Origin of the sequence: Pacificispira sp. (assembly GCF_965228185.1) — a bacterium.
Taxonomy (GTDB): Bacteria; Pseudomonadota; Alphaproteobacteria; order UBA8366; family Aestuariispiraceae; genus Pacificispira.
In genome coordinates this window covers 782,822-799,396 of record NZ_CBDDHE010000002.1, presented here as the reverse complement: position 1 = coordinate 799,396, position 16,575 = coordinate 782,822, and the positions used below count along the sequence as shown (strand labels likewise).

The following is a 16,575-nucleotide window of genomic DNA, read 5'->3' as shown; positions in this document are numbered from 1 at the left end:
CCGTAAATCTATCGTCAGGCGCCGCGTAGAACCGCGCCGATACGGGTCATTGCCTCGCCCACTGTCTCCGGGTCGTGTACCAGGGCGATCCGGATATAGGGATCGCCGGGGCTGGTATCCGTGACCGGGTCCGGACGGGCCATATAGCGTCCGGGTAGGGTCTTCACCCCGGCCTTGGCCCAAAGCTGTTTCGCAGCGGCCTCGCCGTCGCCGAATTGCGCCGACACGTCGATCCACAGGAAGAATCCGGCCTCCGGTTTGCGATATCCCGGAATCCCCGCCAGATGATGGTCGGCGATTTCGACCAAATTAAGGTAGCGGCGTCGATTGGCCTCCGCATGTTCCTCGTCGCGCCATAGCGCCGTTCCCGCCGCCATCAGCGCGCCCGGCACCTGGGCGCCGCCATAGGAGCGCAGCAGCGTCAGCGGTTCCATCAGGGCCGGGTCTCCGGCGACGAAGCCGCACCGCAATCCTGGCGACCCGGACCGTTTCGACAGGGAATTGAAGACCAGCAGATTGTCTGTCCCACCCAGATCGTGCGCCGCGTCGAACCCGCCGGCAGGCGGTGTGTCGAACCAGATCTCGGAATAGCATTCGTCGACCGCCAGGACGAAATCATGCTTGCGCGCCAGGGCCAGCAAGTCGCGTACCGCGTCCCGCGACGCCACGGCCCCGGTCGGATTGCCGGGCGTGCACAGATAGCAGATCGCCGTCCTGTCCAGGACGGATTCCGGCAGACCGGCATAGTCCGGCAGGAACCCGTTCTGTGCCGTCGCGTTCAGCAGTACCGGTTCCGCGTCGCCGACCACGGCCCCGCCGAAATAGACGTGATACATTGGGTTTGGGACCAGCACCGCCGGGGCGACACCCGGGTCGCGCATGCGTTCGCGCTTGCGCATCACCGCCATCAGCGCCGCCTGGAACAGGCCCTCGCGCGTGCCGCACAGGGCGGTCACTTGAGTTACCGGATCGATCGATCCCGCGCCGAGGCCATAGCGCGCCTCGATCCAGCGCGCCACAGCCTCGTTGTAATCCGGCGCGCCATTGGGCGGCGGATATTTCCCAAATAGACCGGCATGCGCATTCACCGTGGGCAGGACCAAATCCGGCACCGCGTCCTGCGGCTCCCCGATCTGCAGAAGCAGCGGGTCGTGCGAAGGCTCCAGGCCCTCCAGCAGGGCGTTCAGCCGCCGGTAGGGGAAATTTTTAAGAAGGTCGAGCCGTGATCCGCCCATCGTCGTCCTATGCCGTTAAGAATCCGAAAACCTGCTTCCGACCGCAACGGCTGGAAGCAAATCTCGGACCATTCGCTTGATAGGGTAGACTATACTAGATTTGGGGCGGATTGACAGGTCCCCGTGATGCGATCGCTACATGCTGGGGACCGTGCCGATTATTGCAGAAGCCGTCTCTTCTGCTCGTCGAACTCATCCTGGGTCAGGACGCCGTCGTCCAGCAGCTTCTTCAGTTTTGCAATCTCATCGAGATTGGAACTCGATTTCGCGGGCTGTAAAGCCGGTGTGCCGGCACTCGCGGGGTCGGCGGCGGCGGGCGCATTCTTGTCTTTCCCGATGATCGCCAGGATCAGTACGGCGAAGAGTCCCAGAAAGAAGCCCAGGACCGTCCAAAGACCGATGCTACGGTTTCTTGATTTGGCCATGCTGGCGCAGAGGAGCGCAAAAATTATTCCGAACGCCAAATAGATCAGCAATGCCATTCTTTCTCTCCCCGGCTATCAAGCGGCTGCACCGCCAATCCATGCACGTCGCCAAAGGATAAGATCGTTTCCGCATCGCCGACAAGCATTACGCGAAGTGTCGAGCCGGTTGCCAGCCGGCTTGCTGCGCGTAAAAAAATCCCCGGAAGGCGGACCCTCCGGGGAAGTTTTGCGGGGTGGAAACGTGTGGTTCGGGTCGTTTCCCTTGTGTTGTCCCCTCGACTTACATCGAGGAGGAACCCGAACCGAATTCCGGATAGGCCTCCATGCCGAGCTCTGCCTTGTCGAGCCCGATCATTTCGTCCTCTTCGTTGGCACGGATGCCGATCGTGACCTTCAGGATGCCCCAGACGATGGCGCTGGTGACAACCGTCCAGATGCCGACCGCGACGATACCCGTGATCTGGGCGACCAGGTCGCCGCCGCCGAAGAAGGCGACGCACAGCGTGCCCCAGATACCGGCGACCAGGTGGGCCGAGATGGCACCGACCACGTCGTCGATCTTCAGCTTGTCGATCAGCGGGACCGCGATCACGACCAGGGCGCCGCCGACACCGCCGACGATGATGGCCAGGAAGCTGAACTCCAGGGCCGGACCGGCGGTGATGGCAACCAGACCCCCGATGGCACCGTTCAGAGCCATGGTCAGGTCGATCTTCTTGTAGAGGATCTGCGTCATGAAGATCGCGACGACGACACCGGCGGCCGCGGCCAGGTTGGTGTTGGCATAGACGATCGACATTTCCGCAGCGGCAGCCGCCGAGCCCAGGGCCAGGACCGAACCGCCGTTGAAGCCGAACCAACCGAGCCACAGGATGAACGTGCCCAGCGTGGCGAGCGGCAGATTCGCGCCCGGCATCGGGGTGACCTTGCCGTCGGCACCGTACTTGCCCTTACGCGGGCCAAGCAGGATGGCACCGACCAGGGCAGCCCAACCGCCGCAGCTGTGAACCAGCGTCGAACCGGCGTAATCGGAGAAGCCCATTTCGGACAGCCAGCCGCCGCCCCAGGTCCAGGACGCCTGCACCGGATAGATCACCGCGGTCAGAACGACCGTGAAGATCATGAACGGCCAGAACTTGACGCGTTCGGCAACGGTGCCGGAGACGATCGACGCGGCCGTGGCGACGAAGACCATCTGGAAGAACCAGTCGGACATGGTGGAATAGCCGACATCGGCGACTTCCGCCGCCAGCGCGGCTTCGTCCAGCGACCCGTCATAGAAGATCGAGAAGCTGCCGATCCAGCCGGCGTCGACGCCGACATACATCAGGTTATAGCCGATCAGGTAGTACATGATCCCGGCGACGGAATAGAGCGCGATGTTCTTCAGACAGATCGTCGCGGTGTTCTTGGTGCGGACCAGGCCAGATTCCAGCATGGCAAAGCCGCAGGCCATCCACATGACCAGGAAGCCAGACACCAGGAAGGAGAAGGTGTTGAAGACGTAAGCCGTCTCGATCTCGACCTCCGCCAGGGCCGGCGTGGCCGCCAAGGCCGCGACCGCCGCGGCCAAGCCGCCGATCGTGGCACGTTTCATATTGGTTGCGATAGACATGTTTCCTTGAACCTCCTCAGAGCGCGTCGGCGTCGGTTTCGCCGGTGCGGATCCGCACGGCCTGCGCGACATCGATGACGAAGATTTTGCCATCGCCGATCCGGCCGGTATTGCCGGCTTTCTGGATGGCCTCGACCGTCTTTTCCGCCAGATCGGCGGGCACGACGACTTCGATTTTGACTTTCGGCAGGAAGTTCACGGAATACTCGGCCCCGCGATAAACTTCAGTCTGCCCCTTCTGACGGCCAAAGCCTTTGACTTCGGTCGCGGTTAACCCCTGAACACCAAGTCCGGTCAGTGCTTCGCGCACATCGTCCAGCTTGAAGGGTTTGATGATCGCCATGATCAGTTTCATTGCATTTCCCCGAGGGCTCCCTCTCTAGTAATGCCTGGTACGCTTTCCCTTCGCGCCATGCGACCGGTTCCTCCGCGCAATCGACCAACGTCCCCCCGCGAAGAACCCGGGTGCCGACCGCTGCCGGTTTTGCTGCGGCGCACAAGGTTCGGGAAGCTAATAACAAGATGCGTGCCAGATCGTTTGGGAATCGAAACTTTCAGGAGAGTCAGTGGGTTAGGAGATTTCCGTTTGGAATCGATGTCTTTGAGACGTCACAAAAATGAATAAAAAATATGCATTTTCAAGAAACGGCTAAAATTTAATCATCGTTTTGCGGCATTCTGGCACTGGACAGACAGGCGGTGGCGGACGACCTTCAGGGACAGGTTTTGGGGCCCGATTAGGATTGGACGGAAGATGCGCACGGATGTGGTATTCGCCGGTGGCGGCATGGTCGGTCTCAGCCTCGCGATCGCCTTGGCGCGGGCAGGGATCCAGGTCGTGGTGGTGGATCGTGAAACGCCGGAATCCGTGCAATCCCTGGCCTATGACGGCCGCGCGTCGGCTATCGCACTCGGATCCAAGCGGGTGTTGGAAGGCGCGGGGATCTGGTCCGAGATGGCCGATCACGCCTCGCCGATCTGGGATATCAGAGTCGCCGACGGACATCCGCTGCGCGGTGTGTCGCCGCTGTTCCTGCATTACGATCACGCCGATGTCGGGGAAGACCCGTTTGGCTGGATCATCGAAAACCGGGTGACGCGCCAGGCATTGCACAAGGTCGCGGCGCGGACTGACGGGCTGACCCTGCTGGCCCCGGCCAGTGTCGCGCGGATCGACCGTGATGCCGACCAGGCGCTGGCGGTTCTGGATGACGGGCGCGAAATTTCCGCCGCGCTGGCGATCGCCGCCGACGGGAAATTCTCGAAACGCCGGGAAGAGGCGGGCATCGGCGTCAGCGGCTGGAATTACGATCAGGTCTCCATGGTGGCGACCGTCCGGCACGAGCGGGATCACGATGGCGTTGCGGTCGAATTGTTCCTGCCCGGCGGTCCTTTCGCGATGCTGCCGATGACGGAACGCCGCTGCAACATCGTCTGGTCGGAACAGAAGGACCGCGCAGAACGCTTCATGGCGATGAATGATGCGGATTTCCTGAAGGAACTGACGCTGCGGTTCGGTGATTGGCTGGGGGATATCGAATTGTCCGGCCCTCGCTTCGCCTATCCGCTCAGCCTGCAGCAGGCAGAACGCTATACCGACCGGCGGTTCGCCTTGATCGGCGATGCGGCCCATTCGATCCACCCGATCGCCGGGCAGGGCTTGAATATGGGCCTGCGCGATGTCGCCGGTTTCGCCGAGGTGCTGGTCGACGCCACCCGTTTGGGGCTGGATATCGGCGCGCCGTCGGTGCTGCGGGATTACGAACGCCGTCGGCGCTTCGACAATGTCCTGTTGGCGGCCGTGACCGACGGTTTGCTGCGCCTGTTTTCCAACGACGTACCGCCGGTCCGCGCGGTCCGCGATCTGGGTCTCGCCACGGTGAACCGCCTGCCTCCGGTGAAGCATTTCCTGATGCGTCACGCGATGGGCGTCGTCGGCGATCTGCCGCGCCTGGTGCGCGGCGAGGCCCTATAGGCGCCGGTCGTGACATTACGCCTGCACGCCTATCGTCACAGTGTTTATTCCTGGATCGCGCGGCTGACGCTGCATGAAAAGGGCCTGGCCTATGATTGGGTCGAGATCGATCCGTTCGAGTCCGGCGTGCCGGCATCCTTCCTGGAGATGCAGCCCTTCTGCCGCGTGCCGGTTCTGGTCGACGGGGATTTCCAGCTCTATGAGACCGGTGCGATCACCCGCTATCTGGACGAAGGCTTCGAAGGCCCGGCGCTTCAGCCTTCTGATGCCAAAGGCCGTGCGCGCCAGGCGCAGATCGTTTCGATCATCGACAGCTACGGTTACTGGCCGCTGGTCCGGCAGGTCTTCGTCCAAGGCTGGTACCGGCAAAAGATGGGCGAGGTTACCGATCCGGCCGAATTGTCCGCAGGACTTGCCGCCTCGCCGCGTTTGCTGGGCGCGCTGGAACGGCTGGCCGTGCCGGATGGGCCCTATCTACTGGGAGACAACCCGACCCTCGCGGATTTCCATGCGTTCCCGATGATCGACTATTTTGCCATGGCGGAGCAGGGGGCGGCCCAATTGCGGGGCCATCCGCGTCTATCCGTATGGCATGCGGCGATGGCAGCACGGAATGCGGTGAGGGTAACGCGGCCCGATTTCGACGCGTAGGGCCTATGGGTCGCGGCTCAGACCCTTGGTATCCAACTCGTTCAGATAGGCCTGCCAGCGGGCTTCATAGTCGACGCCCAGCTCATAGAGGTATTTCCAACTGAAAATGCCGGTATCGTGCATATCGTCGAATTCGATGCGCACCGCGTAATTGCCGACCGGCTCCATCTTCATGATGCCGACATGGCGGCGGCCGGATATCAGTTTCTTCTGGCTGGGCGTATGGCCTTGGACCTCGGCCGATGGGCTTTCGACGCGTAGATATTCGGCCGGATAGGAGAATTTGGCGCCGTCGTCGAAATCGACTTCCAGGCGCTTCTCGGATTTCTTGTGCCGGATTTCGACGGGCCAGGCCTTGGTCGAGAACCGGTCCGCTTCGGGATCGCCAGCCATCTGCGTCAGTCGGCCTTCAGTTCGCGCGCCTCTTCGGGCAGCATGATCGGAATGCCGTCGCGGATCGGATAGGCGAGCCCGGCCGTGTCGCTGATCAGTTCCTGCGCGTCGGAATCATAGCGCAAGGTCCCATGGGTCACCGGACAGACCAGGAAATCCAGCAACTGGCGATCGACGCCGGGCGTTCCGGCGGTCGCGGGGCGGTCGTCTTTCGGATCCTTGGACATGTTCCGGTCTCCTAAACCGTGCGGCGGCTATTGCTTTGCTTTCTCGCCGCCGCCCCCGCCGGTGTCAAGCACGGCCATCTCGACCAGGGCGGTCAGGACCTTCGCCCGGTCGCACAGGGTCTCGGCCTCCAGCAGCGCCTGCTTTTCCGGCGGATCGAAGGGGCAGATCATGGCCAGGGAGTTAATCAACCGCTCGTCCGGCGTTTCTTTCAGCGCGGACCAGCTCGCTTCGATCCCCTGGGCGGCGAAATAGGCTTTCAGGCTTTTGAACAGTGCGGCACGGTCGACGGTCTGTTTTTCCGGCACGGTCAGATCGGCTTCGAAATCGGACCAGTCGGGGCGGACGCGCCGATAGCCGCGCGTCGTTGGAATTTCCTCATCCGCCCGGAACCGGCATACGCCCTTAAGGCTGATCAGGAAGCGGCCGTCGTCGGTTTCCTCGAAGGCGGTGATCCGGCCGGCGCAGCCCATCGGATAGATCGGAGGTTCCTGGCCGCTTTCCGCCTTGTCGCGCGGCTGGGTCATGCCGATCAATCGGTCCGCCGCCAGCGCGTCCTGAATCATGTTCAGGTAGCGTGGCTCAAAAATGTTCAGCGGCAGGACGCCGCGCGGCAGCAACAGGACACCGGTCAACGGAAAAACCGGCAGCGTCGACGGCAAGGCGTCGAATTTTTGATCGAACTGACTCATCGTTCCGGCCATGCCCGCGCCGTCATGCGGCGGTCGGGTCCAAGGTAATGGTTTCCACCCTGGCCATGGGGCCCGCCGATCCGGTCGGTGACCGGGCCTCAGCTGAACAGCAGCGACGAGAGGCGGCGGCGTCCCGACAAGACCTCGGGGTCGGTGGGACCCAAAGCCTCGAAGACTTTCAGTAATTGTAGGCGCGCCGCGTCATCCTTCCAGCCCCTGTCGGTCTGAATGATGTACAAAAGATTGTCGATCGCCTCTTCGGACTGGCCCATGGCCGCCTGGGCTTCGGCTAGGTCGAAACGGGCCTGATGGTCGTTCGGATTGGCGGCCAGCGCGGCTTCCAACGGGGCCAGCTTGCCCTCGGCCTCGGCTGCCTTGGCGGCGAATTCCAGTGCGGCGCGCGCGGACGCGATGTCGGGATCCTGCGCCTTGGCTTCCGGGACTTCGTCCAGAAGTGCCTGCGCGGCGTCCAGTTCTTCCAGTTTGATATAGGCCTGCGCCAGCTTGCCCAAGGCTTTCATGTTCTCCGGGTCGTGTTCGACGACCTGGCCGTATATCGCGGCGGCGGTGCCGAAATCCCCGGCCTCGACCGCGGCTTCCGCCTGCTCCATCGCCTGTTCGATCGGGTCGTCCCCGGCCTCCCCGCCGGCGGCGGCGATCAGGCGGTTGATGAAGTCCTTGATCTGGCTTTCCGGCAATGCGCCCGCGAATCCGTCCACCGGGCGGCCGCCGACAAATCCGAAGACGGCCGGGATCGACTGGACCCGCAGCTGACCGGCGATCGCCGGGTTTTCGTCGATGTTGATCTTGACCAGCTTGATCTTGCCGGCCGCCTTCGTGACGGCCTTCTCCAGGGCCGGGCCAAGCTGTTTGCACGGTCCGCACCAGGGGGCCCAGAAATCGACGATGACGGGCGTCTGAAGGCTGGCCTCCATCACATCTTCGCGGAAGGTCGCATCGCTGCCGTCGATGATGGCGGCGGCGCCGGCCTGCGCATCGGCTTGTCCGATCAAGGGTTCCATGGACGCTCTCCCGTCTTTGTCTGGTTCCGTGCCGGGCGGTCGCGCCGACGCGGCGCATGTGATCTAGGCGTTTCCGGCGCCGACCTCAAGTCCCGGCTGCGAATTCGCGGCCTTGTGGGCGTTATGCGTCGGTCAGCGGCTGACCGAAATCGATCCGCTCCGGCTCATAGCTTTCGGCGCGCAGAAAGCGCAGCAGATCTTCGCCCCGCAGTGTGGTCGTCCGGTCGTTGCGCAGCGGATGGCAATTGACCAGGTCCTCTTCAAACAGGCCGTCGTCCAGCACGACCGTCACCTGCCGCTCGGTGTCGTTCACAACGGCCAGCGGCGTGACAGAGCCGGGGATAACGCCCAGAACCTCCATCAAAAGGTCCGGTGCGCCGAAACTCAGCGAGCCCTGCGCGCCCAATCGCTTGCGAAGGGCCTTCAGGTCGATCTCGCGATCCTCCAGAACGGTGCATAGCCACATCCGTTTCTTCCGATCGCGCAGGAACAGGTTCTTGATATGCGCGCCGTCCAGCTGTCCACATAACTGCTGGCTTTCCTCCACGGTGAAGACCGGCGCATGTTCGGTCGTCTTGTGGTCGATTCCCAGCGCGGCGAGCCGCTGATACAGATCCTGATCGGTCTTCGGCATGGCGCCATACCCTCCCTTACGCGTCGTGACGGGCCTTGCTAGCCCATTCGAAGGCGGCGGAAAACCCGCGTTGGGGGGCGATGACGAAATTGTTTCGAAAACGGGCTTGCCATAGCGGGATCGATCCGTATATACACGCCCTCGCTTCGGCAACGAGGCGCCGCCGACCGGCCGATAGGCGCCGATGGCGGAACGGATGCGGGCGTAGCTCAGGGGTAGAGCGCAACCTTGCCAAGGTTGATGTCGAGAGTTCGAATCTCTTCGCCCGCTCCATTTTCTCTCTTTCAGAACCGACAATGGATGCTCCGGACCGTGGGGTCGAGCAGCTGACCATGCTTGAAGACCTTCTACCCGCATCGGCCTGACCGTACCCAGTCCGGAAAATTGTCATCGGGACAATGTTTCGGATTACAGCCTTCCGCCTCTATGGCAGCTTCGCTGACCTTATTGCGAGGTGCTGCCATGTCCCTTGAAACCTTGATCGCGGTTGCGACTTTCGCCTTCGTGGCGTCGGCGACGCCGGGGCCCAACAACATGATGCTGTTGGCGTCGGGCGTGAACTTCGGCTTCCGCCGGACGATTCCGCATATGGTCGGCATCGCCTTCGGGTTCGGGGTGTTGGTGATTTGCATCGGCATGGGGCTGGGCGCGTTGTTGCAGCAGTTTCCCATCTTGGAACTGGCGCTGAAAGTGGCCGGCGGCGGGTATCTGCTCTATCTCGCATTCCGCATCGCATTGTCGCGCAGCCTGTCAACCGCATCACCGGAAAAGGCGCGTCCGATGACACTGATCGGCGCGGCGCTGTTCCAATGGGTCAATCCAAAAGCCTGGATGATGGCCGTCAGCGCCATCGCGATCTATGCGGACAAGGAAGACCCTTTCGTATCGGTCCTGTTCATCGCGCTGGTCTTCGTGATCATCAACTTTCCCAGCGTTTCCCTCTGGGCCGGGTTCGGTACGGCCCTGCAGGGCTTTCTGGCCCATCCGCAGCGCCTGAAATGGTTCAATATCGGTACCGGAATTCTGCTGGCGCTGTGTATCGTGCCGATGGTGGCGTGATCCGGCTTGAGCCGCCTGGGGATCGGGCACGCGCAGCGAAAAAATGGTTAATAAAACTGTCATAGCCGTTTCTTCCGATGCGGTTGCGCTGTATAGTCTGAACGGGCCGCGGGGAGGCGGCGCGTGCGATCGGGACGGGGCTCTGCCCCCGGCGTGAACCCGAGATGAAGGTTGGGGAAATGGCCAAAAATTACGATTTCCGGTATCTGCGCGTGCTGGTCGTGGATGACAGTCGCTTTATGACCCGCGTCGTTACCCAGATTCTGAAAGCCATGGGGGTCGGTCATGTCCACACCGCCCATTCCGGCTATGACGGGTTTCTGGCGGCGAAGGAATTCGGCCCCGATATCGTGATTTCCGATTGGGACATGGATGGTGGCGAAGGGCCGGAATTGGTTCACTTGCTGCGTAGCGACGAAGACAGCCCGTGCCCCTATGTGAACATCCTGATGTTGACCGGTTTCGCCGAGCGCAAACGGGTCTTGGAAGCCCGCGACTTCGGCATCACGGAATTTCTGACGAAGCCGGTGTCGGCCAAGGCCTTGTATTCGCGCATCGTTGCCATGGTCGAGCGGCCGCGCGCCTTTGTGCGCGTCGGCGACGCCTATTTCGGTCCGGATCGCCGCCGGATCGCGAATGAGGATTACGGCGGCCCGGAACGCCGCCTGCCGGTCGATTACGCTGAAATCGGATGAGCCCGCAAACCGCATGACACAGGACAGACGGAAGGACGGCCCGGCCCAGGTCGAGTTCATCAAACCGACTCCCTTGGCCGACAAGGTGCCTGCCATGGGCGGGCCGCGCCCTTCCGAGGCCTTGCGTCGCGCCGAGGATGTGGTGGCCAAGGTCGCCGGCGAGTTCGACGGCATCCTGGCGGAGGAATTGGCCGATCTGGACAAGTTGATGGCCGCCTACCACGCCAATCCGGAGCAGGCGGCGCTGGATAAGCTGTTTCGTCGCGTCCACAATTTGCGCGGCCAGGGCACGACGCTCGGCTATCCGCTGATCACCCGGATCGGCACGTCCTTCTGCAAGTACATCATTGAGCGGGACACGGCGAAGCCGCTGAAGCCGATGCTGATCGAACAGCATTTGAAGGCCTTGCATATCGTGCTGAAGGAAAAGCGGGCCCAGGAAGGCGACGAGGTCTCCCTGAAGGTGGCCGAGGCGTTGGAAACCGCCGTCCGCCAGGAACTGCCCTAACAGGCCCGCACCGTCTAAGCCGTCCGTCGGCGACCCTCGCCTGTCACTCCAGGACCGCGCTGCCGAGCAACAGCAGAACCGCCGCGACGGTGTAAAACAGACAGGCACCCAGTGTGAAGAACAGGAATGTTGCCGCCGATCGCCGGACGCTGCGCGCCGCATCCTCTTCCGACCGCGCGACCGGCCGGCGCTCCCGCCCCACCATGATGCGCAGATAGATCGGGCCGCCGAACCAAGGCAGGCGATACCGCGCGTCCATCGTGTGCTCACCGGTCCAGACCCGGTTATCGTCTTGTTGAAGCGTCGTCATGCCCGCCCCCTGCCGTGCTCCCGCCGTCTTCATGCCGCTCCGCTCAGCGGAGCCGAATGAAAAATGGTAACACGTCCCGTCGTAACATTGGCCGGAAAATCCGATTGTCTTCCGACGTTTGCGCCATCGGCATTTCGGATTAAGGTGATGGAAACACAACCGGAGCCGACAGCCGCAACGACGGCGCGCAATGCTCGGAACGGCTCCGACATCCGGCGGGGGAAATCGGCATGACCGACCGAATCGACGCGAAGAAGACGGAACTGCTTGAGAAGGTTCACGGGCTGATCGACAGCCGCATCAAGGCGGAGCAGCGTGTACCGGCCCATGTCTTTACCACGCATTATTATCGCAATGTCCCGCCGGAAGACATTTGCGACCGCGAGGCCGAAGACCTGTATGGCGCCGCGATTTCGATGTGGGCCTTCGGGCAGGAACGCCTGCCGGGCAATCCGAAAATCCGCGCCTATAATCCGCGATTCGAAAAGCACGGCTGGCATTCGACCCATACCGTGATCGAAATTGTCAATGACGACATGCCGTTCCTGGTCGACAGCGTCACCATGGAACTGGCGCGTCAGATGTATACCGTCCATCTGGTGGTCCATCCGGTCTTCGGCGTCGACCGCGACGCCAAGGGAAAGGCCAAGGACTTCCCGTCGGCCGCTGCGAAGACAGAAGATTTCCCGCGCGAAAGCTTCATGCATATCGAGGTCGACGAGCAATCGGCCCCGGAAGTGCTGCGCGCCATCGAGGAGGGGATCGGCCGGGTTCTGGCCGACGTTCGCGCTTCGGTCGAGGATTGGGCCGCCATGCGTGCCCAGGCTTTGGCGATCAAGAAGGAATTGGACAAAACGCCGCCCAAGGGGATTGAAAAGAGCGCCGTCGCGGAAACCAAGGAGTTTCTGCAATGGCTGCACGACGACCATTTCACCTTCATGGGCTACCGCGACATTGCTTACAGCGGCACCGGCAAGAAGGCGCGGTTGGAGATCTCGCCCGAAAGCGGTCTGGGCATTCTGCGTGATGCGGAACGCCAAGTGTTCGAAGGCCTGCGGAATCTGGGCGCCCTGCCGCTGGAAATCCAAACCCATATGCGGGCGCCGGATCTGGTGCGCATCACCAAGGCCAACAACCGGTCCACCGTGCACCGCCGAGTCCATATGGACACGATCGCGATCAAGAAATTCGACAAGGACGGCAATGCGGTCGGGGAACGCCTGTTCATCGGGCTTCTGACCTCCGTCGCGTATAACCAGTCGCCGCGCGAAATCCCCCTGTTGCGCCACAAGGTGAATGCCGTGGTGGAATCCGCCGGGTTCGAGCCGGGCGGGCATTCTTCCAAGGCGCTGATGCATGTGCTGGAAAGCTATCCGCGCGACGAGTTGTTCCAGATCTCGGCCGAAAGACTGGCGGAGATCGCGCGCGGCATCCTGTTCCTGCAGGAGCGTCAGCGCATCGCGGTCTTCCTGCGCCCGGATCCGTTCCAGCGCTATATTTCCGCGCTTGTCTATGTGCCGCGCGACCGGTTCTCGTCGTCGCTGCGCAAGACCATCGGCGCGCAATTGGCGAAGGAATTCGACGGTCATATCGCCGCCCACTACACCTTCATGACGGACGAACCGCTGACCCGGGTCCAGTTCATCGTGAAAACGACCCCCGGCGCCGTGCCGGAAGTCGACCGCAAGGAGATCGAGCAGAATCTGGCGGAGGTCACCCGCACCTGGGAAGACCGGTTGCATCAGGCGCTGGTCGAAAATCTGGGGGAAGAACGCGGCATCGGGCTTTACCACCGCTACCGTGAGGCCTTCCCGCACGCCTATACGGTCGACTTCAACGTCCAGACGGCCTGTTATGATATCGAGCAGGTAGAGGGCGCGCTGGGAGATGGCGCACCCAGGGTCAACCTGTACCATCCGATCGAAGCCGCCGCTCATCAGGTGCGCTTCAAGATCTATTCGCCGTTCAAGCCGCTGATCCTGTCGACCGTCATGCCGATGCTGGAAAACATGGGCGTGAAGGTGATGGAGGAGTTGCTGTACGAGGTACATCCCGCCGGCAGCGACAAGGTGCCGGGCCGCTTGTCGGCGCAGCAGCGCATGGCCCCGGACGCCCATGACGGCGTGTCGGGCGTCTATATCCACGATTTCGCGCTGGAGACGGAGGACGGCCGGGATATCGATTTCCAGGCCGTGCGCGATGTCTTCCACGACAGCTTCCTGCGCGTCCTGGCGGGCGATGTCGAAAACGACGGGTTCAACCGGTTGGTCCTGTCCGCCGGACTGGCCTGGCGCGATGTCGTGGTCTGCCGGGCCTACTCGAAATATCTGCGCCAGGCGGCGATCCCGTTCTCGCAGGACTATATGGCGGAAACCCTGGCCAACAATGCCGGGATCGCGCGCAGCCTGGCCAGCCTGTTCACGACCAAGTTCGACCCGGCGATCGGAAGCGACCGCGAGGCGCTGGCGCAACAGCACGCCGACGCGGTTCTCGCGGCCCTGGAAGATGTCTCGAACCTGGACGAGGACCGCATCATCCGGCGGTTCCTGAACATGATCCAGGTGACGCTCCGGACCAGCTTCTATCAGCCGGACGCCGACGGGCAGCACAAATCCTATGTTTCGTTCAAATTCTCCAGCCGGGACATCCAGGAAATTCCGCAGCCCGCGCCGCTGCGCGAGATTTTCGTCTACAGCCCGCGGTTCGAAGCGGTTCATCTGCGCTTTGGTCTGGTCGCGCGCGGCGGTCTGCGCTGGTCGGACCGGCGTGAGGATTTCCGCACCGAGGTCCTGGGCCTCGTGAAGGCGCAGCAGGTCAAGAACGCGGTGATCGTGCCCGTCGGGTCAAAGGGCGGGTTCGTCCTGAAGAAGGCGCCACCGCCGTCCGACCGTAAGGCCTTCCTGGAAGAAGGCATTGCCTGCTATCAGCTTTTCATCTCCGGGATGCTGGACATCACCGACAATCTGGTCGCCGGCGAGATCGCGCCGCCCCCGAACGTCGTCCGATTGGACCAGGACGATCCCTATCTGGTCGTCGCGGCCGACAAGGGCACGGCCACCTTCTCCGACTATGCCAACGCCATTTCCCAGAAATACGGGTTCTGGCTGGGTGACGCCTTCGCCTCCGGCGGGTCGGCCGGGTATGATCACAAGAAGATGGGCATCACCGCGCGCGGCGGATGGGAGGCGGTGAAGCGCCATTTCCGCGAGTTCGGGCACGATACCCAGTCCCAGGACTTCACCGTGGTCGGTGTCGGCGATATGGGCGGCGACGTCTTCGGCAACGGAATGATCCTCAGCGAGCACATCCGCCTGCAGGTCGCGTTCAACCATCTACACATCTTCATCGATCCCAATCCGGACGCGGCGAAGACCTTCCAGGAACGCAAGCGCCTGTTCGACGCCGTGAAAGGGTGGAACGAGTATGATAAGTCGCTGATTTCGAAGGGCGGCGGGGTTTTCGAACGATCGGCGAAATCGATCAAATTGACGCCCGAAATCAAGGCCATGCTGGGCGTGACGGAAGACAGCCTGCCGCCCAGCCAGTTGATCCGCGCGGCGCTGCAAATGGAAACCGACCTGCTCTGGTTCGGCGGCATCGGCACCTATGTGAAGCATTCCGACGAAAGCAATGCCGATGTCGGTGACCGGGCCAATGACGCGTTGCGCGTCGATGCCTGCGATCTGCGCTGCAAGGTCATCGGCGAAGGGGCGAATCTGGGCGTGACCCACCGTGCGCGCATCGAGTTCGCGCAGGGCGGCGGCCGGATCAACACCGACGCCATCGACAATTCCGCCGGCGTCGACTGCTCCGACCACGAGGTCAACATCAAGATCCTGTTGGGCGACGTGGTCCAACGTGGCGACATGACCGAAAAACAGCGCAACGCGTTGCTCGAGAAAATGACGGATGAGGTTTCCGCCCTGGTCCTGCGCGACAATTACCAACAGACCCAGTCGCTGTCCGTCGAACTGTCCCAGGCGGAATCGATGCTGGACCGCCATCAGCGTCTGATCCGGGCGATGGAGCGGGCGGGCGATCTGAACCGCAAGCTGGAATTCCTGCCCGACGACGAGGAAATCGCCGAGCGGATGCAGAAGAAGGAGGGCCTGTGCCGTCCGGAACTGGCGGTGATCCTGGCTTATGCCAAGAACATCACCTATCGCGAATTGCTGGATTCGCAGCTTCCCGACGATCCGATGCTGGAAGCGGATTTGTTCCGTTACTTCCCGGAGCCGCTTCAGAAGAAGTATCCCGAGAATATCCGCAACCACCGTCTGCGGCGCGAGATCATCGCCACGGCGGTCACCAATTCCATGATCAACCGCACGGGGCCCGCCTTCGTCAACGAAATGCACCAGCGGACGGGCATGTATGAATCCGAAGTCGCCCGGGCCTATACGGTCGTGCGGGAGGTCTTCGGCCTGCGCGGGATCTGGAGCGCGATCGAGGCGCTGGACAACAAGGCCGACGCCAAGATTCAAATCCGGATGCTGCGCGAGACGGAACGGACGATCGAACGCATGACCGAATGGTTCCTGCGCAACAGCGACCATCCGATCGATATGAGCGCCTGTATCGAAACCTACCGTCCGGGGGTCGCGACCCTGAAGGAAAACCTGGATCAGATCCTGTCCAGCTTCGCCAAGGCCGATGTCGCGGCGCGCCTGGAACGGTTCTCCGCGTCCGGCGTGCCGGAAGACCTGTCCCTGTCCGTCGCCCAGTTGAAGGTTCTATCCTCCGCTTGCGACGTCGTGCGCCTGGCCAGTCAGTCGGATGCGCCGGTCGTCAATGTCGGCCGGATTTATTCCAGTGTCGGCGATCGGTTCGGACTGGACTGGTTGCGCTCTTCGGCCAACCGGATTCCGTCGGACAATCAGTGGCATCGCCTGGCGCTCGGCGCGATCATCGACGATTTGTGGGGTCTGCAATCGGATATCGCGTCGCGGGTCCTGGCCCGGGAAGGGGCCGGTGACGACGCAGTAGACGGCTGGACGAAACTGCGATCGGAAACGGTCGACCGCCTGGACGGGTTGTTGAGCGAACTGCGCGCGCTGCCGCAACTGGATCTGGCGATGCTGGCGGTGCTGAACCGCGAGCTGCGCAATCTGGTCGCCGGGTGAGGCGTCGGAGACG

General features: G+C 62.4%; 16 protein-coding genes and 1 tRNA gene. 7 read left to right on the top strand and 10 right to left on the bottom strand.

Annotated features, from left to right (window positions below):
* Nucleotides 1-14: 14 nt before the first annotated feature.
* The 4 genes from ACO06O_RS03760 to ACO06O_RS03745 all read right to left on the bottom strand — a co-directional run bounded on the left by ACO06O_RS03760 (nucleotide 15) and on the right by ACO06O_RS03745 (nucleotide 3,630).
* Entirely contained in the window at nucleotides 15-1,235 is a 1,221-nt protein-coding gene (locus ACO06O_RS03760) for an aminotransferase class I/II-fold pyridoxal phosphate-dependent enzyme (protein WP_421876399.1), read from the bottom strand.
* Between the two features lie 158 nt (nucleotides 1,236-1,393).
* Nucleotides 1,394-1,717, bottom strand: coding sequence for an SHOCT domain-containing protein (locus tag ACO06O_RS03755; RefSeq protein ID WP_421876397.1), 324 nt, complete (start codon nucleotides 1,715-1,717; stop codon nucleotides 1,394-1,396).
* A 223-nt stretch (nucleotides 1,718-1,940) separates the two neighbouring features.
* Nucleotides 1,941-3,275 carry an ammonium transporter gene (gene amt, locus ACO06O_RS03750; RefSeq protein WP_421876395.1) on the bottom strand — a complete coding sequence of 445 codons (1,335 nt, stop codon included), beginning with the start codon at nucleotides 3,273-3,275 and terminating at the stop codon, nucleotides 1,941-1,943.
* Between the two features lie 16 nt (nucleotides 3,276-3,291).
* Nucleotides 3,292-3,630: a P-II family nitrogen regulator gene (locus ACO06O_RS03745; RefSeq protein ID WP_420418258.1), complete on the bottom strand. Its 339-nt coding sequence runs from the start codon at nucleotides 3,628-3,630 to the stop codon at nucleotides 3,292-3,294.
* Nucleotides 3,631-4,029: 399 nt separating this feature from the next.
* Here ACO06O_RS03745 and ACO06O_RS03740 point away from each other — a divergent pair, with 399 nt between their 5' ends.
* A complete protein-coding gene (locus ACO06O_RS03740) occupies nucleotides 4,030-5,250 on the top strand; it encodes a UbiH/UbiF/VisC/COQ6 family ubiquinone biosynthesis hydroxylase (protein ID WP_421876393.1) in 1,221 nt (406 codons plus the stop codon).
* Nucleotides 5,251-5,259: 9 nt separating this feature from the next.
* Nucleotides 5,260-5,901 (top strand): glutathione S-transferase family protein, encoded by a 642-nt coding sequence (locus ACO06O_RS03735; protein ID WP_421876391.1) that lies wholly within the window; start codon nucleotides 5,260-5,262, stop codon nucleotides 5,899-5,901.
* A gap of 3 nt (nucleotides 5,902-5,904) precedes the next feature.
* Here ACO06O_RS03735 and ACO06O_RS03730 read toward each other — a convergent pair whose 3' ends face one another.
* The 5 genes from ACO06O_RS03730 to ACO06O_RS03710 form a co-directional block, all read right to left on the bottom strand.
* Nucleotides 5,905-6,294 (bottom strand): gamma-butyrobetaine hydroxylase-like domain-containing protein, encoded by a 390-nt coding sequence (locus ACO06O_RS03730; protein WP_421876388.1) that lies wholly within the window; start codon nucleotides 6,292-6,294, stop codon nucleotides 5,905-5,907.
* A 5-nt stretch (nucleotides 6,295-6,299) separates the two neighbouring features.
* The gene (locus ACO06O_RS03725) at nucleotides 6,300-6,521 is read right to left on the bottom strand and encodes a Trm112 family protein (RefSeq protein ID WP_421876386.1); all 222 of its coding nucleotides are present in this window, start codon (nucleotides 6,519-6,521) and stop codon (nucleotides 6,300-6,302) included.
* A 27-nt stretch (nucleotides 6,522-6,548) separates the two neighbouring features.
* Nucleotides 6,549-7,223: an LON peptidase substrate-binding domain-containing protein gene (locus tag ACO06O_RS03720; RefSeq protein ID WP_421876384.1), complete on the bottom strand. Its 675-nt coding sequence runs from the start codon at nucleotides 7,221-7,223 to the stop codon at nucleotides 6,549-6,551.
* A gap of 86 nt (nucleotides 7,224-7,309) precedes the next feature.
* On the bottom strand, nucleotides 7,310-8,233 hold the full coding sequence (locus ACO06O_RS03715; RefSeq protein ID WP_420418252.1) for a tetratricopeptide repeat protein: 924 nt from the start codon (nucleotides 8,231-8,233) through the stop codon (nucleotides 7,310-7,312).
* Between the two features lie 121 nt (nucleotides 8,234-8,354).
* Entirely contained in the window at nucleotides 8,355-8,867 is a 513-nt protein-coding gene (locus tag ACO06O_RS03710; protein WP_421876382.1) for a prolyl-tRNA synthetase associated domain-containing protein, read from the bottom strand.
* A gap of 198 nt (nucleotides 8,868-9,065) precedes the next feature.
* Between ACO06O_RS03710 and ACO06O_RS03705 the strand changes: the two genes are divergently transcribed.
* The 4 genes from ACO06O_RS03705 (at nucleotide 9,066) to ACO06O_RS03690 (ending at nucleotide 11,129) form a co-directional block, all read left to right on the top strand.
* Nucleotides 9,066-9,140, top strand: a tRNA-Gly gene (locus tag ACO06O_RS03705).
* 189 nt (nucleotides 9,141-9,329) lie between these two features.
* The gene (locus tag ACO06O_RS03700) at nucleotides 9,330-9,926 is read left to right on the top strand and encodes a LysE family translocator (RefSeq protein WP_421876380.1); all 597 of its coding nucleotides are present in this window, start codon (nucleotides 9,330-9,332) and stop codon (nucleotides 9,924-9,926) included.
* A 179-nt stretch (nucleotides 9,927-10,105) separates the two neighbouring features.
* On the top strand, nucleotides 10,106-10,621 hold the full coding sequence (locus tag ACO06O_RS03695; protein ID WP_420418248.1) for a response regulator: 516 nt from the start codon (nucleotides 10,106-10,108) through the stop codon (nucleotides 10,619-10,621).
* Nucleotides 10,622-10,634: 13 nt separating this feature from the next.
* On the top strand, nucleotides 10,635-11,129 hold the full coding sequence (locus ACO06O_RS03690) for a hypothetical protein (protein ID WP_421876378.1): 495 nt from the start codon (nucleotides 10,635-10,637) through the stop codon (nucleotides 11,127-11,129).
* Nucleotides 11,130-11,172: 43 nt separating this feature from the next.
* On the opposite strand, the gene ACO06O_RS03685 is transcribed toward ACO06O_RS03690, so the two are convergent.
* Nucleotides 11,173-11,439 (bottom strand): hypothetical protein, encoded by a 267-nt coding sequence (locus ACO06O_RS03685; RefSeq protein WP_421876376.1) that lies wholly within the window; start codon nucleotides 11,437-11,439, stop codon nucleotides 11,173-11,175.
* 230 nt (nucleotides 11,440-11,669) lie between these two features.
* Here ACO06O_RS03685 and ACO06O_RS03680 point away from each other — a divergent pair, with 230 nt between their 5' ends.
* Nucleotides 11,670-16,562, top strand: coding sequence for an NAD-glutamate dehydrogenase (locus ACO06O_RS03680; RefSeq protein WP_421876374.1), 4,893 nt, complete (start codon nucleotides 11,670-11,672; stop codon nucleotides 16,560-16,562).
* The last annotated feature ends 13 nt before the right edge of the window (nucleotides 16,563-16,575 follow it).

Coding starts and splice junctions, on each gene's coding strand:
- ACO06O_RS03760 (WP_421876399.1), bottom strand. CDS start 1,235: ATGGGCGGATCACGGCTCGACCTTCTTAAAAATTTCCCCTACCGGCGG.
- ACO06O_RS03755 (WP_421876397.1), bottom strand. CDS start 1,717: ATGGCATTGCTGATCTATTTGGCGTTCGGAATAATTTTTGCGCTCCTC.
- amt (WP_421876395.1), bottom strand. CDS start 3,275: ATGTCTATCGCAACCAATATGAAACGTGCCACGATCGGCGGCTTGGCC.
- ACO06O_RS03745 (WP_420418258.1), bottom strand. CDS start 3,630: ATGAAACTGATCATGGCGATCATCAAACCCTTCAAGCTGGACGATGTG.
- ACO06O_RS03740 (WP_421876393.1), top strand. CDS start 4,030: ATGCGCACGGATGTGGTATTCGCCGGTGGCGGCATGGTCGGTCTCAGC.
- ACO06O_RS03730 (WP_421876388.1), bottom strand. CDS start 6,294: ATGGCTGGCGATCCCGAAGCGGACCGGTTCTCGACCAAGGCCTGGCCC.
- ACO06O_RS03725 (WP_421876386.1), bottom strand. CDS start 6,521: ATGTCCAAGGATCCGAAAGACGACCGCCCCGCGACCGCCGGAACGCCC.
- ACO06O_RS03720 (WP_421876384.1), bottom strand. CDS start 7,223: ATGGCCGGAACGATGAGTCAGTTCGATCAAAAATTCGACGCCTTGCCG.
- ACO06O_RS03715 (WP_420418252.1), bottom strand. CDS start 8,233: ATGGAACCCTTGATCGGACAAGCCGATGCGCAGGCCGGCGCCGCCGCC.
- ACO06O_RS03710 (WP_421876382.1), bottom strand. CDS start 8,867: ATGCCGAAGACCGATCAGGATCTGTATCAGCGGCTCGCCGCGCTGGGA.
- ACO06O_RS03700 (WP_421876380.1), top strand. CDS start 9,330: ATGTCCCTTGAAACCTTGATCGCGGTTGCGACTTTCGCCTTCGTGGCG.
- ACO06O_RS03695 (WP_420418248.1), top strand. CDS start 10,106: ATGGCCAAAAATTACGATTTCCGGTATCTGCGCGTGCTGGTCGTGGAT.
- ACO06O_RS03690 (WP_421876378.1), top strand. CDS start 10,635: ATGACACAGGACAGACGGAAGGACGGCCCGGCCCAGGTCGAGTTCATC.
- ACO06O_RS03685 (WP_421876376.1), bottom strand. CDS start 11,439: ATGACGACGCTTCAACAAGACGATAACCGGGTCTGGACCGGTGAGCAC.
- ACO06O_RS03680 (WP_421876374.1), top strand. CDS start 11,670: ATGACCGACCGAATCGACGCGAAGAAGACGGAACTGCTTGAGAAGGTT.